Below are 20,415 nucleotides of genomic sequence, written 5' to 3'. Positions count from 1 at the left end.
CTACAATAATTAGTTTTAGTGGGTATCAGTCGTGGTGCCGCAATATCTCTGTTCCCGATTGGGATAATTAGAGTTTGTCGTCAGAAAATTGACGTTACCCATAACAAATGAAAGGCCAGGTAAATCATGCCATTAGTCATTGTTGCTATCGGTGTAATCTTGTTGTTGCTCCTGATGATCCGCTTCAAAATGAACGGATTCATCGCTCTCGTCCTCGTGGCGCTTGCTGTTGGATTAATGCAGGGAATGCCGCTGGATAAAGTTATTGGCTCCATCAAAGCTGGTGTCGGCGGGACGCTCGGTAGCCTTGCCCTGATCATGGGTTTTGGCGCGATGCTGGGCAAAATGCTGGCAGACTGCGGTGGTGCACAACGTATCGCCACCACGCTGATTGCCAAATTTGGTAAAAAACACATCCAATGGGCGGTAGTGTTAACCGGTTTTACTGTCGGTTTTGCCCTGTTCTATGAAGTGGGCTTCGTGCTAATGCTGCCGCTGGTGTTTACCATCGCGGCTTCCGCGAATATTCCGCTGCTGTATGTTGGTGTACCAATGGCGGCTGCGCTGTCTGTGACCCACGGCTTCCTGCCGCCACATCCGGGCCCAACTGCGATTGCCACCATTTTCAATGCCGATATGGGTAAAACCCTGCTGTACGGGACTATTCTGGCAATCCCGACCGTTATTCTCGCGGGTCCGGTTTACGCTCGCGTGCTGAAAGGTATCGATAAGCCAATCCCGGAAGGTCTGTACAGCGCGAAAACCTTCAGCGAAGAAGAGATGCCAAGCTTTGGCGTCAGCGTCTGGACTTCTCTGGTGCCGGTTGTGCTGATGGCGATGCGTGCAATTGCCGAAATGATCCTGCCGAAAGGTCACGCTTTCCTGCCAGTGGCGGAGTTCCTCGGTGACCCGGTAATGGCAACGCTGATTGCCGTGTTGATTGCGATGTTCACCTTTGGTCTGAACCGTGGTCGTTCAATGGATCAGATTAACGACACGCTGGTTTCTTCCATCAAAATCATCGCGATGATGCTGTTGATCATCGGTGGTGGCGGTGCGTTCAAGCAGGTGCTGGTAGACAGCGGCGTGGACAAATACATTGCTTCCATGATGCACGAAACCAACATTTCTCCGCTGCTGATGGCCTGGTCGATTGCCGCCGTACTGCGTATCGCGCTGGGTTCCGCAACCGTTGCGGCAATCACTGCGGGGGGTATCGCGGCACCACTAATTGCAACGACGGGTGTTAGCCCGGAACTGATGGTTATTGCGGTTGGTTCCGGTAGTGTGATTTTCTCTCACGTGAACGATCCGGGCTTCTGGCTGTTCAAAGAGTACTTTAACCTGACTATCGGCGAGACCATCAAGTCCTGGTCGATGCTGGAAACCATTATCTCGGTGTGCGGTCTGGTAGGCTGTCTGCTGCTGAATATGGTGATTTGATAATACTGACTGCCGGATGCATCGCATCCGGCATCAACCGCTCTCTACTGCTTCTTCGCAGCCGCTCTGCGCCGTCTGTCCAAATCCTTCAGCAACTTGTTCACGCCATCATCGGCAAACATCGACTCAAGCGTTGCAGAAAGCTTACGTCGCCAGTTTTTATACTGGTAACTGGTTCCGGGAATATTTACCGGTTCGGCCATATCCAGCCAGTCTTCTGGCTGAAGCCCTAACAGAGCACTGTTACTATCAGCGATATAACGTTGCAAACCACGATTAAGCATCGGCGTCATCGACATTAACGATGCCTTATGCCCCGCACGTTTTGGCAGGCAACCATGTTTATGCAGTGCATCCAGTAACCCTTGCTTCGCCAGTTCGCGATACTGATACAGACCGCGCAATACCACTTCATCCGGGTACAGCCCCAGCGTTTTGCCCAGTGTTAAATCCCCGCTCTCCCAGTAGCCACGCAGTGTAGGCAGGTCGTGTGTCGCCGCAACCGCCATCGACTGCTCCGGATACGCTTTCGGCGCGCGGAATGTCTTCTCGTGGTCGCTTTCGAAATAGAGCACTTTGTAGGAGTACACACCGCTGCTGCGCAGTTTACCGACAATCTCTACCGGTACAGTGCCGAGGTCTTCACCAATCACCATGCAGCGATGGCGCTTACTTTCGAGTGCCAGAATCGAGAGCAGATCATCTACCGGATAGTGAACATACGCGCCCTGATCTGCCGTCTCGCCATACGGTATCCACCACAAACGCAGCATCGACATCACATGGTCAATTCGCAACGCGCCGCAGTTTTGCATATTGGCACGCAACAGCTCGATAAACGGTTCATAGGCACGCGCGGTGATGATATGCGGATCCATCGGCGGCAATCCCCAGTTCTGCCCCAACGGGCCGAGGATATCCGGCGGCGCGCCCACCGACGCTTTCAGGCAATACAACTCCCGGTCGCACCAGGTTTCTGCTCCACCCTCTGCTACGCCAACCGCCAGATCACGGTACAAGCCAATCGGCATTTCATGGCCCTGGCTTATCTCCCAGCAGGCGGCAAACTGGCTGTAAGCCAGCCACTGCAACCAGAGATAAAAATCGACGTCATCACGATGTTCTTCGCAGAACTGACGCACTTCTGGTGAATCCACGTTCTGATACATCTTTGGCCATGCAGGCCAGCCCCAGCGCATTTCGTCTTCTTTCACTTGCTGGGCATGTAACGCGTCAAACGCCGCCTGCCAGAACAGGCTGTCGCCCTGCTCTGCAACAAACTGGCGAAACGCGGCCATCTGCTCATCATCACGTTGCGCAAAACCTTTCCACGCCATCCGCAATGCTGTCATTTTCAGCGCAGTGACGGTGGAGTAATCGACCCAGTCGGCATCCCGTGCCTGTTGCAGCGTCTGTTGCGTGGTCGGTAACTGCCACCAGGTCTGAGCCTCTTCGCTAAGATGGAAATCTTCGACGGCGTTAACGTCGATATAAACCACATTTAGCCAGCGACGAGAAGACGGGCTATACGGACTGGCACTTTCCGGATTTGCCGGATAGAGCGCATGAATCGGGTTCAGACCGATGAAAGCCCCGCCACGTTTTGCCACATCCACCAGCATCACTTTGAGATCGCCAAAATCCCCAATACCCCAGTTTTTTTCCGATCGCAGCGTATAAAGCTGGACGCAGGCGCCCCACAGCTTTTGTTTATTCAGCAACGCCTGCGGTTCGTAACAGCGTTTCGGGGCGACAATCACCCGGCAATGCGCGCGCTGGTCGTCCTGGGTGAGTGTCAACGTGTGATAACCTTCCGGCAACTTCGTCGGTAAATTGAACGCTTTGCCCCCGTTACATGGCCTTTGTATTGCGTTCCTTCTTCGGTGGTCAGCAGCCAGCTATATTCGCCGCTGCCCTCCACCGCCATCGGCATTTTTTTGCCGCTGGTATAGACCATGACATTCGGGACTGGCGTTACCGCCACTTTCGTGGCGGTACGTTGATGCATCGCGTCAAGCAAACGCCGTTTGGTTTCGGCGCTAATCGACTGCGGTTTACCGTGGGCATTGATGTAATTGGGGCTGATCCCCGCCGCCAGCGCGGCATTATCCAGACGTTTGCTTTCCATCGAGCTTCCTTAGCGTTTTGCCTGCCAGATACGAGCCTGATAATCGCGAATAGAGCGATCCGAGCTAAACATACCGCAGCGGGCGGTATTGAGGATCGCCGCGCGAGTCCAGGCCTCCTGGTCGCGGTACAGCACATCCACCTGCTTTTGTGCCTCTACATAGGCTGCGAAATCCGCCATTACCAGATACGGATCGCCGCCCTGTTTGCCGATACTGTGCAGCATCTGGTCGAAGGCATGCTTATCGCCGTCGCTGTATTTGCCACTTTCCAGCTCTTTCAATACTGCGTCCAGCACCTTATCTTTCTTCCGCCATTTCACCGGGTCGTAGCCTTTGGCCAGAATTGCCTTCACTTGTTCCACGGTATGACCAAAAATAAAGATATTTTCTTCACCAACTTTCTCGGCGATTTCAACGTTCGCACCATCCAGCGTACCGACAGTAAGCGCACCATTGAGCGCCAGTTTCATATTGCCGGTACCGGAAGCTTCTTTACCTGCAGTCGAAATTTGTTCGGAGATATCCGCCGCCGGGATCAGTTTTTCCGCCGCCGAAACGCAATAATCCGGCAGGAACACCACCTTCAATTTGTCGCCAACCTGCGGATCGTTGTTGATCACGTCAGCCACTTTGTTGATCGCAAAGATAATATTCTTCGCCAGGTAGTAGCCCGGTGCCGCTTTCGCGCCGAAGAGGAAGACGCGCGGTACGCGATCAGCCTGCGGGTTTTCACGAATCTCTTTGTACAACGCCAGAATATGCAGCAGATTCAGGTGCTGACGTTTGTACTCATGCAAACGTTTGATCTGAATATCGAAAATCGCCTGAGGATTGATTTCAATACCGGTACGAACTTTCACAAACTCCGCCAGACGGACTTTATTCGCCTGCTTGATCTCGCGATATTGCTGGCGGAATTTCGCGTCATCAGCGAATTTTTCCAGATTGATCAGCTGATCGAGATCGTTAGCCCACTCTTTTTTCAGTGATTTATCCAACAGAGCCGCCAGTGCCGGGTTGCACTGTTTGATCCAGCGACGTGGGGTAATACCGTTGGTGACGTTATGGAATTTGTTCGACCATAGCTGGTGATATTCCGGGAACAGATCTTTCACCACCAGATCCGAGTGCAGCGCCGCAACACCGTTTACCGCGAAACCGCCAACCACACACAGGTTCGCCATATGCACTTGTTTGTCGTGTACCACCGCCAGTTTGGCCCACACTTTTTCATCGCCCGGCCAGTTTTTTTCCACCAGCGTTTTAAAGCGTGTATTAATTTCGTTAATAATCTGCATGTGGCGCGGCAGTAAGCCTTTCACTAGCTTCACATCCCAGCGTTCCAGCGCTTCTGGCATCAGGGTATGGTTGGTGTAAGCAAAAGTTTTGCTGGTGATGGCCCAGGCGTCATCCCAGCTCATCTGATGCTCATCAATCAGCACGCGCAGCAGCTCTGGAATCGCAATAGTCGGGTGGGTATCGTTCAGTTGAATAACTTCGTAATCTGCCAGCTCGTGCAGTTTACGCCCCGCCAGATGATGGCGACGCAGAATATCCGCTACCGAACAAGCACATTGGAAGTATTGCTGCATCAGGCGCAGCTTTTTACCGGCAGTATGGTTGTCGTTTGGATAGAGAACTTTGGTCAGTTTTTCCGCGTTGATGCCCTGTTGTTCGGCACGCAGGAAATCACCGTCGTTAAATTTTGTCAGATCAAACGGATGCGCATGCGTCGCCTGCCACAGACGCAGCGGCTGCGCCACGCCATTACGATAACCGACAACGGGAAGATCCCACGCTTGACCGGTAATGGTAAATTCCGGCTCCCAGCGTCCGTCTTTCGTCACTTTACCGCCAATTCCTACCTGCACATCCAGAGCTTCGTTGTGGCGGAACCACGGGTAGTTACCGCGATGCCAGTCATCCGGCGCTTCAACCTGTTTGCCATCGACAAAAGACTGGCGGAACAAGCCATATTGATAGTTAAGACCATAACCCGTCGCAGACTGACCGACAGTTGCCATTGAGTCGAGGAAGCACGCAGCCAGACGTCCCAGACCACCGTTACCCAGCGCCGGGTCGATCTCTTCTTCCAGCAGGTCAGTCAGGTTGATGTCATAAGCCTTCAACGAATCCTGTACATCCTGATACCAGCCAAGATTCAACAGGTTGTTACCCGTCAGGCGTCCAATCAAAAACTCCATTGAGATGTAGTTAACATGTCGCTGATTGGCCACCGGTTTAGCGAATGGCTGGGCACGTAGCATTTCCGCCAGGGCTTCACTCACTGCCAGCCACCACTGGCGAGGGGTCATTTCAGCCGCAGAATTTAAGCCATAACGCTGCCACTGACGTGAAAGCGCTTCCTGAAATTGCTTATCGTTAAAAATAGGTTGTGACATAGGAGTTCCACTTTTCTTAGATTTTCAACACAACGTTATCGCTAGTTTGCCAGGCTCGATGTTGACCTTCCTCATCCTGCGGGGGATTAGGCAGGGAGGAGTTGCGGGGATGAGCAAGGAAATGTGATCTCGACCACTTAAACCTAGTGCAATCCACAGGATTAGCAGCAAATCAATGCCATACAGCGCAGAAAATCTGTATCTAAGTGCAAAAAATGGCCGTTGTGTATTTTCAAAAGGCGGAAGGTAACTCTATAAATTAAGTAAAGGAGTGAAACAGTTTCATAAGTAAAACATTCAGTTTGCTCCATCTCATTCTTAATAGGTTTATTAAGATCCTCTTTTTAGATGGCTCTTTCATCAGGAATTGAGAAGACTCCCTTGCTTAAATGAAACTGATGAACATGAGGAAAATACCGTAAAACCCAGTATTCACGCTGCATCAGCGTCGTTATTAGGTGAGTTGTTAATAAACATTTGGAATTGTGACACAGTGCAAATTCAGACACATAAAAAAACGTCATCGCTTGCATTAGAAGGGTTTCTGGCCGACCTTATAACCATTAATTACGAAGCGCAAAAAAAATAATATTTCCTCATTTTCCACAGTGAAGTGATTAACTATGCTGATTCCGTCAAAATTAAGTCGTCCGGTTCGACTCGACCATACCGTGGTTCGTGAGCGCCTGCTGGCTAAACTTTCCGGCGCGAACAACTTCCGGCTGGCGCTGATCACGAGTCCTGCGGGCTACGGAAAAACCACGCTCATTTCTCAATGGGCGGCAGGCAAAAACGATTTGGGCTGGTACTCGCTGGATGAGGGCGATAACCAGCAAGAGCGTTTCGCCAGCTATTTCATTGCCGCCGTGCAACAGGCAACCAACGGTCACTGTGCGATTTGTGAGACGATGGCGCAAAAACGGCAATATGCCAGCCTGACGTCACTCTTCGCCCAGCTTTTCATTGAGCTGGCGGAATGGCATAGCCCACTTTATCTGGTCATCGATGACTACCATCTGATCACTAATCCGGTGATCCACGAGTCAATGCGCTTCTTTATTCGCCATCAACCAGAAAATCTCACCCTGGTGGTGCTGTCACGCAATCTTCCGCAACTGGGCATTGCCAATCTGCGTGTTCGCGACCAACTGCTGGAAATTGGCAGTCAGCAACTGGCGTTTACCCACCAGGAAGCGAAGCAGTTTTTTGATTGCCGCCTGTCATCGCCGATTGAAGCCGCAGAAAGCAGTCGGATTTGCGATGACGTTTCCGGTTGGGCGACTGCGCTACAGTTAATTGCCCTCTCCGCCCGGCAGAATACCCACTCAGCCCATAAGTCGGCACGTCGCCTGGCGGGAATCAATGCCAGTCATCTTTCGGATTATCTGGTCGATGAGGTTTTGGACAACGTCGATCTCGCAACGCGCCATTTTCTGTTGAAAAGCGCCATTTTGCGCTCAATGAACGATGCACTCATCACTCGTGTGACCGGCGAAGAAAACGGGCAAATGCGCCTCGAAGAGATTGAGCGTCAGGGGCTGTTTTTACAGCGGATGGATGATAGCGGCGAGTGGTTCTGCTATCACCCGCTGTTTGGCAACTTCCTGCGCCAGCGCTGCCAGTGGGAACTGGCGGCTGAGCTGCCGAAAATCCACAGTGCCGCCGCAGAAAGCTGGATGGCCCAGGGATTCCCCAGCGAAGCGATTCATCATGCGCTGGCGGCAGGCGATGCGCTGATGCTGCGCGATATTCTGCTTAATCACGCCTGGAGTTTGTTCAACCACAGCGAACTTTCGCTACTTGAAGAGTCACTTAAAGCCCTGCCATGGGAGAGTTTGCTGGAAAATCCGCAGTTGGTGTTATTACAAGCGTGGCTGATGCAAAGCCAGCATCGCTACGGCGAAGTAAACACCCTGCTGGCTCGTGCTGAACATGAAATCAAAGACATCAGAGAAGGCACCATGCACGCAGAATTTAATGCTCTGCGCGCCCAGGTGGCAATTAACGATGGTAACCCGGATGAAGCTGAACGGCTGGCAAAACTGGCACTGGAAGAACTGCCTCCCGGCTGGTTCTACAGCCGCATTGTAGCAACTTCGGTGTTGGGTGAAGTATTGCACTGCAAAGGGGAACTGACCCGCTCACTGGCGTTAATGCAGCAAACCGAACAGATGGCACGCCAGCACGATGTCTGGCACTACGCTTTGTGGAGTTTAATCCAGCAAAGCGAAATTCTGTTTGCTCAGGGTTTTCTGCAAACCGCGTGGGAAACGCAGGAAAAAGCGTTCCAGCTGATCAACGAGCAGCATCTGGAACAGCTGCCAATGCATGAATTTCTGGTACGTATCCGAGCACAACTGTTATGGGCCTGGGCACGGCTGGACGAAGCCGAAGCATCGGCACGCAGCGGGATTGAAGTTTTGTCGTCTTATCAGCCACAGCAACAGCTCCAGTGCCTGGCAATGTTGATTCAATGCTCGCTGGCCCGAGGTGATTTGGATAACGCCCGTAGCCAACTGAATCGTCTGGAAAACCTGCTGGGAAATGGCAAATATCACAGCGACTGGATCTCTAACGCCAACAAAGTCCGGGTCATTTACTGGCAAATGACCGGCGACAAAGCTGCCGCCGCCAACTGGTTGCGTCACACAGCCAAACCGGAGTTTGCGAATAACCACTTCCTGCAAGGTCAATGGCGCAACATCGCCCGTGCACAAATATTGCTGGGCGAGTTTGAACCGGCAGAAATTGTTCTTGAAGAACTCAATGAAAACGCCCGCAGTCTGCGGTTAATGAGCGATCTCAACCGTAACCTGTTGCTGCTTAATCAACTATACTGGCAGGCCGGTCGCAAAAATGATGCCCAGCGTGTGTTGCTGGAGGCATTAAAACTGGCGAATCGTACCGGATTTATCAGTCACTTTGTCATCGAAGGCGAAGCGATGGCGCAACAGTTACGCCAACTGATTCAACTCAATACGTTGCCTGAGCTGGAACAGCATCGTGCACAGCGTATTCTGCGGGAAATAAATCAACATCATCGGCATAAATTCGCCCATTTTGATGAGAATTTCGTTGAACGTCTGCTAAATCATCCGGAAGTACCAGAATTGATCCGTACCAGCCCGCTGACCCAACGCGAATGGCAGGTTTTGGGGCTGATTTACTCCGGTTACAGCAATGAACAAATTGCAGGCGAGCTGGAAGTGGCGGCAACCACCATCAAAACGCATATCCGCAATCTGTACCAAAAACTCGGTGTCGCCCACCGTCAGGCCGCGGTACAACACGCGCAGAAACTGCTGAAGATGATGGGATATGGGGTGTGAGTTTAGCCGGATAATACGTCGGATCCGGCTTACATCTTTATATCATTCAATGCTCACCCGCGTTACGCCATCCGCCTCCACCAGACTAAACCGCACTGGCAAGAAACGCTCCACCACCGCGATATTGGTCAGCAGATGGCATGAGGGATGGGCGACCGTAAATTCTCCCGCGCCCGCCAGCGCCATCGGTAGCACCAACTGGTCGGCGAGATATTCCCCCACCGCCGCCGGGCTCGCCAGGTAACGTTTCACCTCTTGCACTAACTGCGCAGCCACCACTTCGGCACTGACGCGCTTTTCACCGACGACAAAAAAGCGTTCAGTGATATTTTCACTTTCAACTTCCAGCGAGACGGTATTACCCGGCCCCTGGTCGCGCGGCAGGTTATGAATATTCTGCTCATGCAGGGAAAAACTACCCGCCATCGTAGCGATTTCACGCTCAGCGACATGGCGTGGCACACCAGCCAGTAGCACCTCTCCACGTATCTGCACAATGTTCCCGCGCTCGCCAAGTTGCAAGGTGTTAAACGATGCCACGGGCGAGACTTCCGTCGCCACCACGCCGCCTCCGGCAGGATAAAAACCGTGACGTAACAGCGTGGTTTGCTGATGAATTCCTATTTTTGCCAGCAGCGGCTCCAGCACCCGGCGGATAAAATCTGCAGGCGGGGCCGACGGGTTATCGGTACCTCCGCTCACTTCAACACGAGAAGGACCATCGGCAAACCACAGCGCGGGCAGTACCGTTTGTAGTACCAGCGTGCAACTTCCGGCGCTACCAATAGCAAAGCGGTAGTCGCCACCGCGCACGGTACCGGGCCGGAAGACCAGACGCTGCGACCCCAGCTCCGCGCCCTCCACCGTTGCTCCGCAAATTTCCGTCGCCGCCTTTACAGCCGTCAGATGCTGGCGCAACAGCCCCGGTTTCGCCCGCCCGGCGCGAATGCCGGTGATGGTAAATGGCTGGCCGGTTATCATCGACAGACTCAGCGCCGAGCGCAGGATCTGCCCGCCGCCTTCGCCCTGTGCGCCATCCAGCGCAATCATCCTTTTCATCATTTATCCTTTTACACACACCACCTGACGCAGGGTGTAGATAACTTCCACCAGATCGCTTTGTGCCGCCATCACCGCGTCGATATCTTTATACGCCATCGGGATTTCGTCGATCACTTCGGCATCTTTACGGCATTCCACATGCGCGGTGGCACGAATTTGATCTTCCACGCTGAACAGTTTTTTCGCTTTAGTACGGCTCATTACCCGCCCGGCACCGTGGCTGCACGAACAGAACGACTCTTCATTTCCCAGCCCACGGACAATAAAGCTTTTCGCCCCCATCGAACCGGGAATAATTCCATATTGACCAGCACGCGCAGACACCGCGCCTTTACGCGTCACATAGATCTCTTCGCCAAAGTGCTGTTCTTTTTGCACATAGTTGTGGTGACAGTTGATCTCTTCCATCGCCAGCGTTTGTGGCTGTCTTACCGTTTTCTGCGTAACGCTCTGCAACGCCGTTACCACATTTTCCATCATCGCATCGCGGTTAAGGCTGGCAAAAAGCTGCGCCCAGGCCACCGCTTTCAGGTAATCATCAAAGTATTCCGTACCTTCCATAAAGTACGCCAGGTCACGCGATGGCAACGTTTCAAGCGTTTCCTGCATCTCTTTTTGTGCCAGATCGATAAAGTAAGTCCCGATGGCATTACCAATTCCGCGTGAACCGGAGTGCAGCATAATCCACACCTGATCCGACTCATCAAGGCAGATTTCAATAAAGTGGTTTCCCGTTCCCAGCGTTCCCAGGTGTTTATAGTTATTGGTATTAAGGAAACGCGGATATTTTTGCGTTAACCACTGATAACCGGCTTCAAGCTCAGCCCATTTCGCATCGACGTTAACAGGCGGATTCTCCCATGCGCCTTTATCACGACGGCTACGATTATTGGAACGTCCGTGCGGCACGGCAGTTTCAATCGCCTGACGCAGCTCCGCCAGGTTTTCAGGCAGATCTGCCGCCGTTAACGCAGTTCGCAGTGCGTTCATTCCACAACCGATATCTACCCCCACCGCCGCCGGAATAATCGCCCCTTTGGTCGGGATAACGCTACCAATGGTGGAACCTTTACCCAGATGTACATCAGGCATTACCGCAATATGTTTGAAAATAAACGTCATCTTCGCCGTATTAATAAGTTGCTGACGCGCATCGTCTTCTACCGGTACGCCTTTGGTCCACATTTTTACCGGGACATTTTCAGTGGTCAGTAATTCGTAATTCATTTTGTTTTTCTCTTTTCGTTGTTTGCTGTCCAGATAATTGCATCCGCCGTGCCAGAAAATTAAATAAGCAGATTAATTTTTTAATTCATTGTTTTTAAATAGATAAAATCTGTACGTCCGTAAACGGAGATTTCCCGCAAAGCCAATTCGCCGATAATGAAATATCGTCTTTTATAAGGATATCTAAGATGCGTAAAACAGTGGCTTTTGGCTTTGTCGGCACCGTACTGGATTATGCCGGGCGCGGCAGTCAGCGATGGTCGAAATGGCGTCCGTCACTCTGTCTATGCCAGCAAGAATCGTTAGTCATCAATCGACTGGAATTGTTGCACGACGCCCGCTCGCGCTCGCTGTTTGAAACGCTTAAACGCGATATCGCCAATGTTTCGCCAGAAACAGAAGTGGTGAGCGTTGAGATTGAACTGCATAACCCGTGGGATTTCGAGGAGGTTTACGCCTGCCTGCATGATTTCGCCCGTGGTTACGCGTTCGAACCTGATAAAGAAGACTATTTAATTCACATCACCACCGGTACCCACGTCGCGCAAATTTGCTGGTTTCTACTGGCAGAAGCGCGTTACCTGCCCGCCAGGTTAATACAATCTTCGCCACCGCGTAAAAAAGAACAGCCCAACAGCCCTGGTGCGGTGACGATTATCGATCTCGATTTAAGCCGTTATAACGCTATTGCCAGCCGCTTTGCCGAAGAACGCCAGCAAACTCTCGATTTCCTCAAATCCGGCATTGCCACGCGTAACGCCCACTTCAACCGCATGATTGAGCAGATCGAAAAAGTGGCGATCAAATCCCGCGCACCGATCCTGCTTAACGGCCCGACCGGTGCGGGTAAGTCATTTCTGGCACGACGCATCTTCGAGTTAAAACAGGCGCGGCATCAGTTTTGCGGCGAGTTTGTGGAAGTGAACTGCGCCACTCTGCGTGGCGATACCGCCATGTCCGCGCTGTTTGGTCATGTGAAAGGCGCGTTTACCGGGGCGCGGGAATCTCGTGAAGGGTTATTACGCAGCGCCAACGGCGGCATGTTGTTTCTTGATGAGATTGGCGAACTGGGCGCAGACGAACAGGCAATGTTGCTAAAAGCCATTGAAGAGAAAACCTTTCACCCGTTTGGTAGCGATCGCCAGGTGAGCAGTGATTTTCAGCTGATCGCCGGAACGGTGCGCGATTTGCGTCAGCTGGTTGCCGAAGGCAAATTTCGCGAAGACCTGTACGCGCGGATCAATCTCTGGACCTTCACCCTGCCGGGTCTACGCCAGCGCCAGGAAGATATTGAACCGAACCTGGATTATGAAGTGGAGCGCCACGCCTCACTCACCGGCGACAGCGTGCGTTTTAACACCGAAGCGAGGCGCGCCTGGCTGGCCTTTGCGACATCTCCCCAGGCAACATGGCGCGGTAACTTTCGCGAGCTTTCTGCCAGCGTCACACGCATGGCGACGTTTGCCGATAGTGGGCGTATCACCCTTGAAACCGTAGAAGATGAGATAAACCGTCTACGCTACAACTGGCAGGATAGCCGCTCTTCTGCGCTTAAGCAGCTACTGGGCGCTGAAGCGGAAAACATCGACCTCTTTGATCGGCTGCAACTGGAACACGTTATCGCTATCTGCCGTCAGGCAAAATCGCTTTCCGCTGCCGGGCGTGAACTCTTTGATGTTTCGCGCCAGGGCAAAGCCAGCGTCAACGACGCGGATCGGCTACGCAAATACCTGGCGCGTTTTGGTCTGACGTGGGAAGCCGTGCAGGATCAGCACAGCTCCAGCTGAATATGATGGTCTGTCAGCACCTGCATCACGCTCGCTGGTGGCGGGGCGTCGGTGTAGACGGCATCGACCATGCTGATGCTGCCCATATTGACCATCGCATTACGGCCAAATTTCGAGTGATCGACAACCAGCATAACGTGGCGCGAGTTCTCAATAATAGCGCGTTTGGTGCGAACTTCGTGGTAATCGAACTCCAGCAGCGAGCCGTCGCTATCGATGCCGCTGATCCCCAGAATCCCGAAATCAAGGCGGAACTGGGAGATAAAATCGAGCGTCGCTTCGCCAATGATCCCACCATCGCGGCTGCGTAATTCGCCACCTGCAAGAATGATGCGAAAATCTTCTTTTACCATCAGCGTGTTAGCGACGTTGAGATTGTTGGTCACAATGCGCAAATTGCTGTGATTAAGCAGCGCGTGCGCCACCGCTTCCGGCGTGGTGCCGATATCAATAAATAGCGTCGAGCCGTTAGGAATTTGCTCCGCCACTTTGCGGGCAATACGCTCTTTTTCTTCGGTCTGGGTGGCCTTACGATCGTGCCACGGCGTGTTAACCGAACTGGAAGGCAGTGCCGCGCCGCCATGGTGACGCAGGATCAGGTTTTGCTCCGCCAGCTCGTTGAGGTCACGACGAATAGTCTGCGGACTGACAGAGAAGTGTTCCACCAGTTCTTCGGTGCTGACATAACCCTGCTGTTTAACCAGTTCAATAATACCGTTGTGACGTTGTGTTTGTTTCATTTATAAATCCCTGGAATTATTTTCGTTTTCGCGCATTAAGCGAATCAACAAAAGCCATCGCTAAACCCACGGCTAACCCGGCGATGTGTGCTCCGTTCGCCATCGACATCCCAAACAAATCAAACCATCCGGCGACAATCCAGATCAGTGCAAAGATGATTAACCCACGTTGCAGGTAAATGCCACTTTGCGGATCGCGTTCGCCGCGTAGCCAGACGTACCCCATCAGTGCATACACCACGCCAGAAAGCCCGCCAAACCACGGCCCGCTGAATTTTTGCTGCACATAGCCGCTTAACAGGGCGCTAATCAGAGTAATAACAATTAGCTTACCGCTACCGAGACGTTTTTCCACCGCGCCGCCGAGATACCACCACCAGAGCAGGTTAAAAAGGATATGCATCAGCGAGAAGTGCATTAATGCATGAGTGAAGTAACGCCAGAACTCAAATTTCAGTGTCGGATCGAATGGCCAGGCCAGCCATAACATCACTTCCTGATCACCGAGAATTTGCATGGCGATAAACACCACCACGCAGGCGATCATCATCACCCAGGTCACCGGACCTGCGCGTTCACGCAAGGCAGCAAAGAAGGGATAACGGCGATAATGCAGGCCACTGCCGGTATGGCCTGCCTGCCAGCTCGCCGCCAGATAACGCGGATCTGCCGGGTTTTCGAGAAAACGCGCCAGCTCCACCCGCACGCGTTCGGCCTGGGACTCATCCGCCAGCCAGACATCGCTTTGGTTATGTTGTTGAATCGTGAGGATAACACCCTGCGTCGCCATGTAATCAACAAACGCCTGCGCCACGCGGGGGTTAGCAAAAGAGGTAATCATCAACATCGTTGCTGTCGCTTATTCCACACAAAAGGGGACAGTATAAAGCGTTACGCGCCGTACGCCACCTCTGCAGGAAACTGACGCTGCCAGGCTTCAAAGCCGCCATCAATGCTGTAGACCACATCGTAGCCCTGTTGTAGCAGATACTGCGCCGCGCCTTTGCTGCTATTACCGTGGTAACACATCACCATGACTGGCGTATCGAAGTCGTTATCACGCATAAACGCGCCCAATGTGTCGTTGGTTAAATGGAAAGCCTGCACCGCATGCCCCATTGCGAAACTCTGTGGATCGCGAATATCGACCAGCACCGCCTCTTTTTCCTGCAACTTCTGGTGTGCGTCGGCAACGTTAATACATTCGAACTGATCCATGCGTCTCTCTTTCTTTACAAACAAGTGGGCAAATTTACCGCACAGTTTACGTCGAAGCGGCAGATAAACGCCATAATGTTATACATATCACTCTAAAATGTTTTTTCAATGTTACTCAAAGCGCGATTCTTTGCTAATATGTTCGATAACGAACATTTATGAGCTTTAACGAAAGTGAATGAGGGCAGCATGGAAACCAAAGATCTGATTGTGATAGGTGGCGGCATCAATGGTGCTGGTATCGCGGCAGACGCCGCTGGACGCGGTTTATCCGTGCTGATGCTGGAGGCGCAGGATCTCGCTTGTGCGACCTCTTCCGCCAGTTCAAAACTCATTCATGGTGGCCTGCGCTACCTTGAGCACTATGAATTCCGTCTGGTCAGCGAGGCGCTGGCTGAACGTGAAGTGTTGCTGAAAATGGCCCCCCATATCGCTTTCCCGATGCGTTTTCGCCTGCCGCATCGCCCGCATCTGCGTCCGGCGTGGATGATCCGTATTGGTCTGTTTATGTACGATCATCTGGGTAAACGCACCAGCCTGCCGGGATCAACCGGTTTGCGTTTTGGCACAAATTCAGTGTTAAAACCGGAAATTAAGCGCGGATTCGAATATTCCGACTGTTGGGTAGACGACGCCCGTCTGGTACTCGCCAACGCCCAGATGGTGGTGCGTAAAGGCGGTGAAGTGCTTACCCGTACTCGTGCCACTTCTGCTCGCCGCGAAAACGGCCTGTGGATTGTAGAAGCAGAAGATATTGATACCGGTAAAAAATACAGCTGGCAGGCACGCGGTCTGGTGAACGCCACCGGCCCGTGGGTGAAGCAGTTCTTCGACGACGGGATGCATCTACCCTCACCTTATGGCATTCGCCTGATCAAAGGCAGCCATATTGTCGTGCCGCGTGTGCATACCCAGAAGCAAGCCTACATTCTGCAAAACGAAGATAAACGTATTGTCTTCGTGATCCCGTGGATGGACGAGTTTTCCATTATCGGCACCACCGATGTGGAGTATAAAGGCGATCCGAAAGCGGTGAAGATTGAAGAGAGTGAAATCAATTACCTGCTGAAAGTGTATAACGCGCACTTTAAAAAGCCGCTAAGCCGGGACGATATCGTCTGGACCTACTCCGGTGTGCGTCCGCTGTGTGATGATGAATCTGATTCGCCGCAGGCCATTACCCGTGATTACACCCTTGATATCCATGATGAAAACGGCAAAGCTCCGCTGTTATCGGTATTCGGCGGTAAGCTGACCACCTACCGCAAACTGGCGGAGCACGCGCTGGAAAAACTGACGCCGTATTATCAGGGCATTGGCCCGGCGTGGACGAAAGAGAGCGTGCTGCCGGGTGGTGCCATTGAAGGCGATCGCGACGATTATGCCGCCCGCCTGCGCCGCCGTTACCCGTTCCTGACTGAATCGCTGGCACGTCACTACGCGCGCACTTACGGCAGCAACAGCGAACTGCTGCTCGGCAATGCGGGGGCGATAGGCGATCTCGGGGAAGATTTCGGTCATGAGTTCTACGAAGCGGAGCTGAAATACCTTGTGGATCACGAATGGGTCCGCCGCGCCGACGATGCCCTGTGGCGTCGCACAAAACAAGGCATGTGGCTGAATGCGGATCAACAATCTCGTGTGAGTCAGTGGCTGGGGGAGTATACGCAGCAGAGGTTGTCTCTGGCGTCGTAAATTAACGTAATGTGGCCAGGTCAGATTTCAATCTGACCTGAGACTGATGATAAACAAAAAACTGCCTGATGCGCTACGCTTATCAGGCCTACGTGGCTTATGCAATATATTGAATTTGCATGGTCTTGTAGGCCAATAAGACGTTCATGTCGCATCCGGCATGAACAAAGTGCACTTTGTCAACAATCTGACCTACTTTTTGAGTCAGGGAATTACCGCAAAGCCCACGCCATCATACCCAACGTAACAAAACTCAGGCACGTTCCCCACTCACTCCACTTCCGTATCTGGCTTCTATTTTTGCTACGCCACTGGCAATAATATCCCAACGCAAAACCAAGCTGTGCGCTTATTGGACCGACAAAGTCAATCCACGGTTGGGACCAAAATGGTGAAAAATTTAGTGGGAGCCAGACAACTGTCAGAAAGAAACTGCGCATATTCTCCAGCAACGCAATATTCGCTGGCGCGACATAGAAAATGATATTCCACAGGAGCAACCAGAAATAAACTGGTGCAAATACCAGCCAACAATGCAGTCTGCTTTTCAATTCAGATTGAGTTATACGAGCAAATTGCCAACCAACGCCCACCATTGCACAGCAGAAAAGCGCATATTCAGCCGATAACCATAGTTGTAATTGCAGAAGCGAAATATGCCTGATCATGAGCGGGATAGAGAACAGTATCTCTCCCAGAAAACTCAGCGTGATAACAGAAGCAGCCAGCGCAACCACCGTCGGCCACACCAACAACGGCACAATAACAAAACCAAGAATTAACGGAGGAATATAAAGTCTGATTTTATTCATCATTATTGCACTGATGATTCGTATGATGCGTCATGAATCGGCACATACCCCACATCCTCTACCAATTGCTGTCCCTGCGGGCTTAAAAACCAGTCGACGAATTTCTGCGTTTCCAGCGTAGGGTTTTCGTGCGTCACCATATAAGCATCAATTATGTACGGATAAGTGCCGTTACGGATATTTTCCTCTGTAGGTGCAACGCCATTTATAGCCAGCAGTTTGATCTGTTTGCGCATTTTGAGCATATTGTCATTCATACGTGTGACGTAATAGTGGAAGGTGTATCCAATGGAAGATGGTGTGTTTTGGTAGTCGGCGACTTCGGTAATTAAACCGCCCATAAGATCGATAACAGTGGATTTTTTGGCTGGCAGCATTGGAGTATCTTGCATAACCAGTCCCTTCATAACCGTTTGGCTTCCAGAATCTTCTGGCCGCTGCCAGACTTTTATACTTTCGTCACCGCCGCCCACTTTATTCCAGCGACTCACTTTACCGCTAAAAATGTCTTTGACCTGCTGTTCGCTAAGTGAATTAACCGGGTTTTTGATATCAACGATAAAGACAAAGGCTTCGCGGGCAAACGCGGTATATTTCAGTTTAACGCCTGCTTCTTCTGCACGTTTTTTCTGTCCTTCCGACGGTTGTGCAACAAAAATAACCGTCGCGGTACCCTTGATCAGACTATCGTAGGCTTCAGCTGTTCGGGTTTGTTGCAAACCATACGCCTGCCAGGCCAGCGAGGTTCGATCCTTATCTTTTGGCTCGGGTACTAATTCATAATACGCGGAGGCATACAGCGGGTATAAGGCTGTAGCGCCGTACACTCTCGGCCATCTTGACCAATCATCGCTGTAACGTAATTCAGGTTGCCCCCGCAGAGACGTCAGTCCATGACTCTCTTCTTCCCTGACGCTGTTATAGTACCCTTCCCGGTCGACACATCCCGCCAGTAACGCCGTACCTAATAGTAAAACACCGGTGAATTTATTCATTGCGCTGATTCCTTTCTCTCGAGCGTTATTTCATTGTTGGATACAGCGGCACATAGCCCACATCTTCCACCAGACTCTGCCCCTGCGGCATTAAAAACCATTCGACCAGTTTTTGTGTTTCTGACGTAGTATTTTCCCGCGTTACCATAAAGGCATCGACGATATACGGATATTTGCCGTTACGAATATTTTCCGCAGTCGGTGCAATACCGTTAATAGCTAGCAGTTTTATATTTTTATCGGCGTTCATTTGTGTTGCGTAATAGCGGAAGGTGTAGCCTATTGAGTTGTTTGTATTACGGTATTCGGCAACAACTTTAATCATTCCCTCCATCATGCTTGCCACTTCGGTTTCCTGCGGCGAGATCATGCGGACATTTTTCATGACCTGCGATTGCATCACTGTCTGGCTGCCAGAGTCTTCCGGGCGTTGCCAGGTCTGGATCTCCTGATCGTTACCGCCAACAGTACGCCAGTTGGTAATTACGCCACTGAAGATGTCACGCACCTGTTGGTCAGTCAGGGAATTAACCGGGTTATCCGCATTGACGATGAAAACGAATGCTTCACGGGCGAAAGGAGTGTAGTTCAAAGTGACGCCCGATTCCTCTGCACGTTTTTTCTGCCCACCGGAAGGTTGCGCCACAAAAATAATATCGGCATCACCTTTAACAATCCTGTTATATGCATCGGGGGTACGAGAGTTCTCCAGATATTCCCAGGTGTGGAAATCTTCCGGTATAACGCTCAACGCATAAAAGGCAGAAGCATAAATTGGGTACGCCGCCGTAGCACCATCGAGTCGCGGCCAGTTTTGTGTAAACTGAATTTGCGGTTTACCACGCAGTGGCGTCAGTTGATTATTGAGTTTATCGGGTCGCCAGGCCCAGGTATCAATATTTTCGCGTACACCAACACCAGGATTAAGCTGTTTATATAAATAAGCCTGATAACCAGCGACAAAAACCAGCATGAGAAGGATAAACAGGAGGGAATTACGGCAACGTAACCCGTACGTGCCGGTTAAAGGATGTCTGGTTGGCCAGCCGTACCCCAGCGAAAAACTGATATGCGCGCCAACGGGAATAATGACTATCCACCAGTACTCACCACCGACTAATGAGACTAACAATACGCCCAGCCAGGGGAGCATAAGATTTGCCAACCAACCCGCTCCCAGCTGGCGAAGTTGATAATCTGCCAGATGTAGCGTGATTATCCAGCCAACCAGAGTTAACAGTGCAGGTAAAAGAAAAAAGCATTGCCGCCAGACGGCTATTTCTCTGTTTTCTGGTGCGCTATCACCGGCCCACACGCGACCAGAGAAAAATAGGATTATCGCCCCCAGCGTCAGCATAAAGATGTTGAGTAGAAGATAAATTGTTGGCGTAAAGAGTAAATTGCAAGCCTCAAGAATAGCGGCAAGCCCGGCCCCCAGCATGGCAATAACCGCTGCCAAAAATTGCGCCAGTATGGGGATGCCGAAAAAAGTCATTATCAGCGAGGTCAAAATCCATTTTCTGTTTTGCATTATTCTTTCCATTCTTTCTGAATGGCGAAATTATACTCCCCCGAA

General features: G+C 51.6%; 13 protein-coding genes and 1 pseudogene. 4 read left to right on the top strand and 10 right to left on the bottom strand.

The window, feature by feature from the left end:
- Positions 1-126 precede the first annotated feature (126 nt).
- A complete protein-coding gene (gntT, locus tag BGE37_RS17770; protein ID WP_001131758.1) occupies positions 127-1,443 on the top strand; it encodes a gluconate transporter in 1,317 nt (438 codons plus the stop codon).
- Between the two features lie 44 nt (positions 1,444-1,487).
- On the opposite strand, the pseudogene malQ reads toward gntT, so the two are convergent.
- Together malQ and malP are read right to left on the bottom strand one after the other, a co-directional pair.
- Positions 1,488-3,571 (bottom strand): annotated as a pseudogene (malQ, locus tag BGE37_RS17765) (4-alpha-glucanotransferase).
- A gap of 9 nt (positions 3,572-3,580) precedes the next feature.
- On the bottom strand, positions 3,581-5,974 hold the full coding sequence (gene malP, locus BGE37_RS17760) for a maltodextrin phosphorylase (protein WP_105288278.1): 2,394 nt from the start codon (positions 5,972-5,974) through the stop codon (positions 3,581-3,583).
- 623 nt (positions 5,975-6,597) lie between these two features.
- Here malP and malT point away from each other — a divergent pair.
- Positions 6,598-9,303: an HTH-type transcriptional regulator MalT gene (gene malT / locus BGE37_RS17755; RefSeq protein WP_000907017.1), complete on the top strand. Its 2,706-nt coding sequence runs from the start codon at positions 6,598-6,600 to the stop codon at positions 9,301-9,303.
- A gap of 42 nt (positions 9,304-9,345) precedes the next feature.
- Here the strand turns inward: malT and rtcA are convergent, their stop codons facing one another.
- Both rtcA and rtcB read right to left on the bottom strand, forming a co-directional pair.
- Positions 9,346-10,362 (bottom strand): RNA 3'-terminal phosphate cyclase, encoded by a 1,017-nt coding sequence (rtcA, locus tag BGE37_RS17750; RefSeq protein WP_105288277.1) that lies wholly within the window; start codon positions 10,360-10,362, stop codon positions 9,346-9,348.
- 3 nt (positions 10,363-10,365) lie between these two features.
- Positions 10,366-11,592 carry an RNA-splicing ligase RtcB gene (gene rtcB / locus BGE37_RS17745; RefSeq protein WP_105288276.1) on the bottom strand — a complete coding sequence of 409 codons (1,227 nt, stop codon included), beginning with the start codon at positions 11,590-11,592 and terminating at the stop codon, positions 10,366-10,368.
- 188 nt (positions 11,593-11,780) lie between these two features.
- Here rtcB and rtcR point away from each other — a divergent pair, with 188 nt between their 5' ends.
- Positions 11,781-13,379, top strand: a complete 1,599-nt coding sequence (rtcR, locus tag BGE37_RS17740; protein WP_105288275.1) for a DNA-binding transcriptional regulator RtcR — start codon at positions 11,781-11,783, stop codon at positions 13,377-13,379.
- On the opposite strand, the gene BGE37_RS17735 is transcribed toward rtcR, so the two are convergent.
- The 3 genes from BGE37_RS17735 to glpE are packed head-to-tail and all read right to left on the bottom strand — an operon-like array spanning position 13,361 to position 15,337.
- Entirely contained in the window at positions 13,361-14,119 is a 759-nt protein-coding gene (locus BGE37_RS17735; RefSeq protein ID WP_000815098.1) for a DeoR/GlpR family transcriptional regulator, read from the bottom strand. The two genes, rtcR and BGE37_RS17735, sit on opposite strands and share 19 nt — an antisense overlap.
- Positions 14,120-14,135: 16 nt before the next feature.
- The gene (gene glpG / locus BGE37_RS17730) at positions 14,136-14,966 is read right to left on the bottom strand and encodes a rhomboid family intramembrane serine protease GlpG (RefSeq protein ID WP_032185321.1); all 831 of its coding nucleotides are present in this window, start codon (positions 14,964-14,966) and stop codon (positions 14,136-14,138) included.
- Positions 14,967-15,010: 44 nt separating this feature from the next.
- Positions 15,011-15,337: a thiosulfate sulfurtransferase GlpE gene (glpE, locus tag BGE37_RS17725; RefSeq protein ID WP_000371928.1), complete on the bottom strand. Its 327-nt coding sequence runs from the start codon at positions 15,335-15,337 to the stop codon at positions 15,011-15,013.
- Positions 15,338-15,526: 189 nt separating this feature from the next.
- On the opposite strand from glpE, the gene glpD reads away from it, so the two are divergent.
- Entirely contained in the window at positions 15,527-17,032 is a 1,506-nt protein-coding gene (glpD, locus tag BGE37_RS17720; RefSeq protein ID WP_105288274.1) for a glycerol-3-phosphate dehydrogenase, read from the top strand.
- Positions 17,033-17,244: 212 nt separating this feature from the next.
- On the opposite strand, the gene BGE37_RS17715 is transcribed toward glpD, so the two are convergent.
- Genes BGE37_RS17715 through BGE37_RS17705 form a run of 3 tightly spaced genes read right to left on the bottom strand, consistent with a single transcriptional unit; the run spans position 17,245 to position 20,373 of the window.
- A complete protein-coding gene (locus tag BGE37_RS17715; RefSeq protein WP_123057337.1) occupies positions 17,245-17,847 on the bottom strand; it encodes a hypothetical protein in 603 nt (200 codons plus the stop codon).
- A complete protein-coding gene (locus BGE37_RS17710) occupies positions 17,847-18,839 on the bottom strand; it encodes a PstS family phosphate ABC transporter substrate-binding protein (RefSeq protein ID WP_105288272.1) in 993 nt (330 codons plus the stop codon). The genes BGE37_RS17715 and BGE37_RS17710 overlap by 1 nt, the downstream gene beginning before the upstream one ends.
- Positions 18,840-18,864: 25 nt before the next feature.
- On the bottom strand, positions 18,865-20,373 hold the full coding sequence (locus BGE37_RS17705; RefSeq protein ID WP_123057338.1) for a PstS family phosphate ABC transporter substrate-binding protein: 1,509 nt from the start codon (positions 20,371-20,373) through the stop codon (positions 18,865-18,867).
- Between the last annotated feature and the right edge of the window lie 42 nt (positions 20,374-20,415).

This window comes from Escherichia sp. MOD1-EC6300 (assembly GCF_002965045.1).
Lineage (GTDB): Bacteria > Pseudomonadota > Gammaproteobacteria > Enterobacterales > Enterobacteriaceae > Escherichia > Escherichia coli_F.
Note: the sequence above shows the minus strand (reverse complement) of the source record. Positions and strands in the feature narration are given on the sequence as shown.

Excerpts from the sequence above, each read along its gene's own strand:
- gntT (WP_001131758.1), top strand. The coding sequence starts at position 127 with ATGCCATTAGTCATTGTTGCTATCGGTGTAATCTTGTTGTTGCTCCTG.
- malP (WP_105288278.1), bottom strand. The coding sequence starts at position 5,974 with ATGTCACAACCTATTTTTAACGATAAGCAATTTCAGGAAGCGCTTTCA.
- malT (WP_000907017.1), top strand. The coding sequence starts at position 6,598 with ATGCTGATTCCGTCAAAATTAAGTCGTCCGGTTCGACTCGACCATACC.
- rtcA (WP_105288277.1), bottom strand. The coding sequence starts at position 10,362 with ATGAAAAGGATGATTGCGCTGGATGGCGCACAGGGCGAAGGCGGCGGG.
- rtcB (WP_105288276.1), bottom strand. The coding sequence starts at position 11,592 with ATGAATTACGAATTACTGACCACTGAAAATGTCCCGGTAAAAATGTGG.
- rtcR (WP_105288275.1), top strand. The coding sequence starts at position 11,781 with ATGCGTAAAACAGTGGCTTTTGGCTTTGTCGGCACCGTACTGGATTAT.
- BGE37_RS17735 (WP_000815098.1), bottom strand. The coding sequence starts at position 14,119 with ATGAAACAAACACAACGTCACAACGGTATTATTGAACTGGTTAAACAG.
- glpG (WP_032185321.1), bottom strand. The coding sequence starts at position 14,966 with ATGTTGATGATTACCTCTTTTGCTAACCCCCGCGTGGCGCAGGCGTTT.
- glpE (WP_000371928.1), bottom strand. The coding sequence starts at position 15,337 with ATGGATCAGTTCGAATGTATTAACGTTGCCGACGCACACCAGAAGTTG.
- glpD (WP_105288274.1), top strand. The coding sequence starts at position 15,527 with ATGGAAACCAAAGATCTGATTGTGATAGGTGGCGGCATCAATGGTGCT.
- BGE37_RS17715 (WP_123057337.1), bottom strand. The coding sequence starts at position 17,847 with ATGATGAATAAAATCAGACTTTATATTCCTCCGTTAATTCTTGGTTTT.
- BGE37_RS17710 (WP_105288272.1), bottom strand. The coding sequence starts at position 18,839 with ATGAATAAATTCACCGGTGTTTTACTATTAGGTACGGCGTTACTGGCG.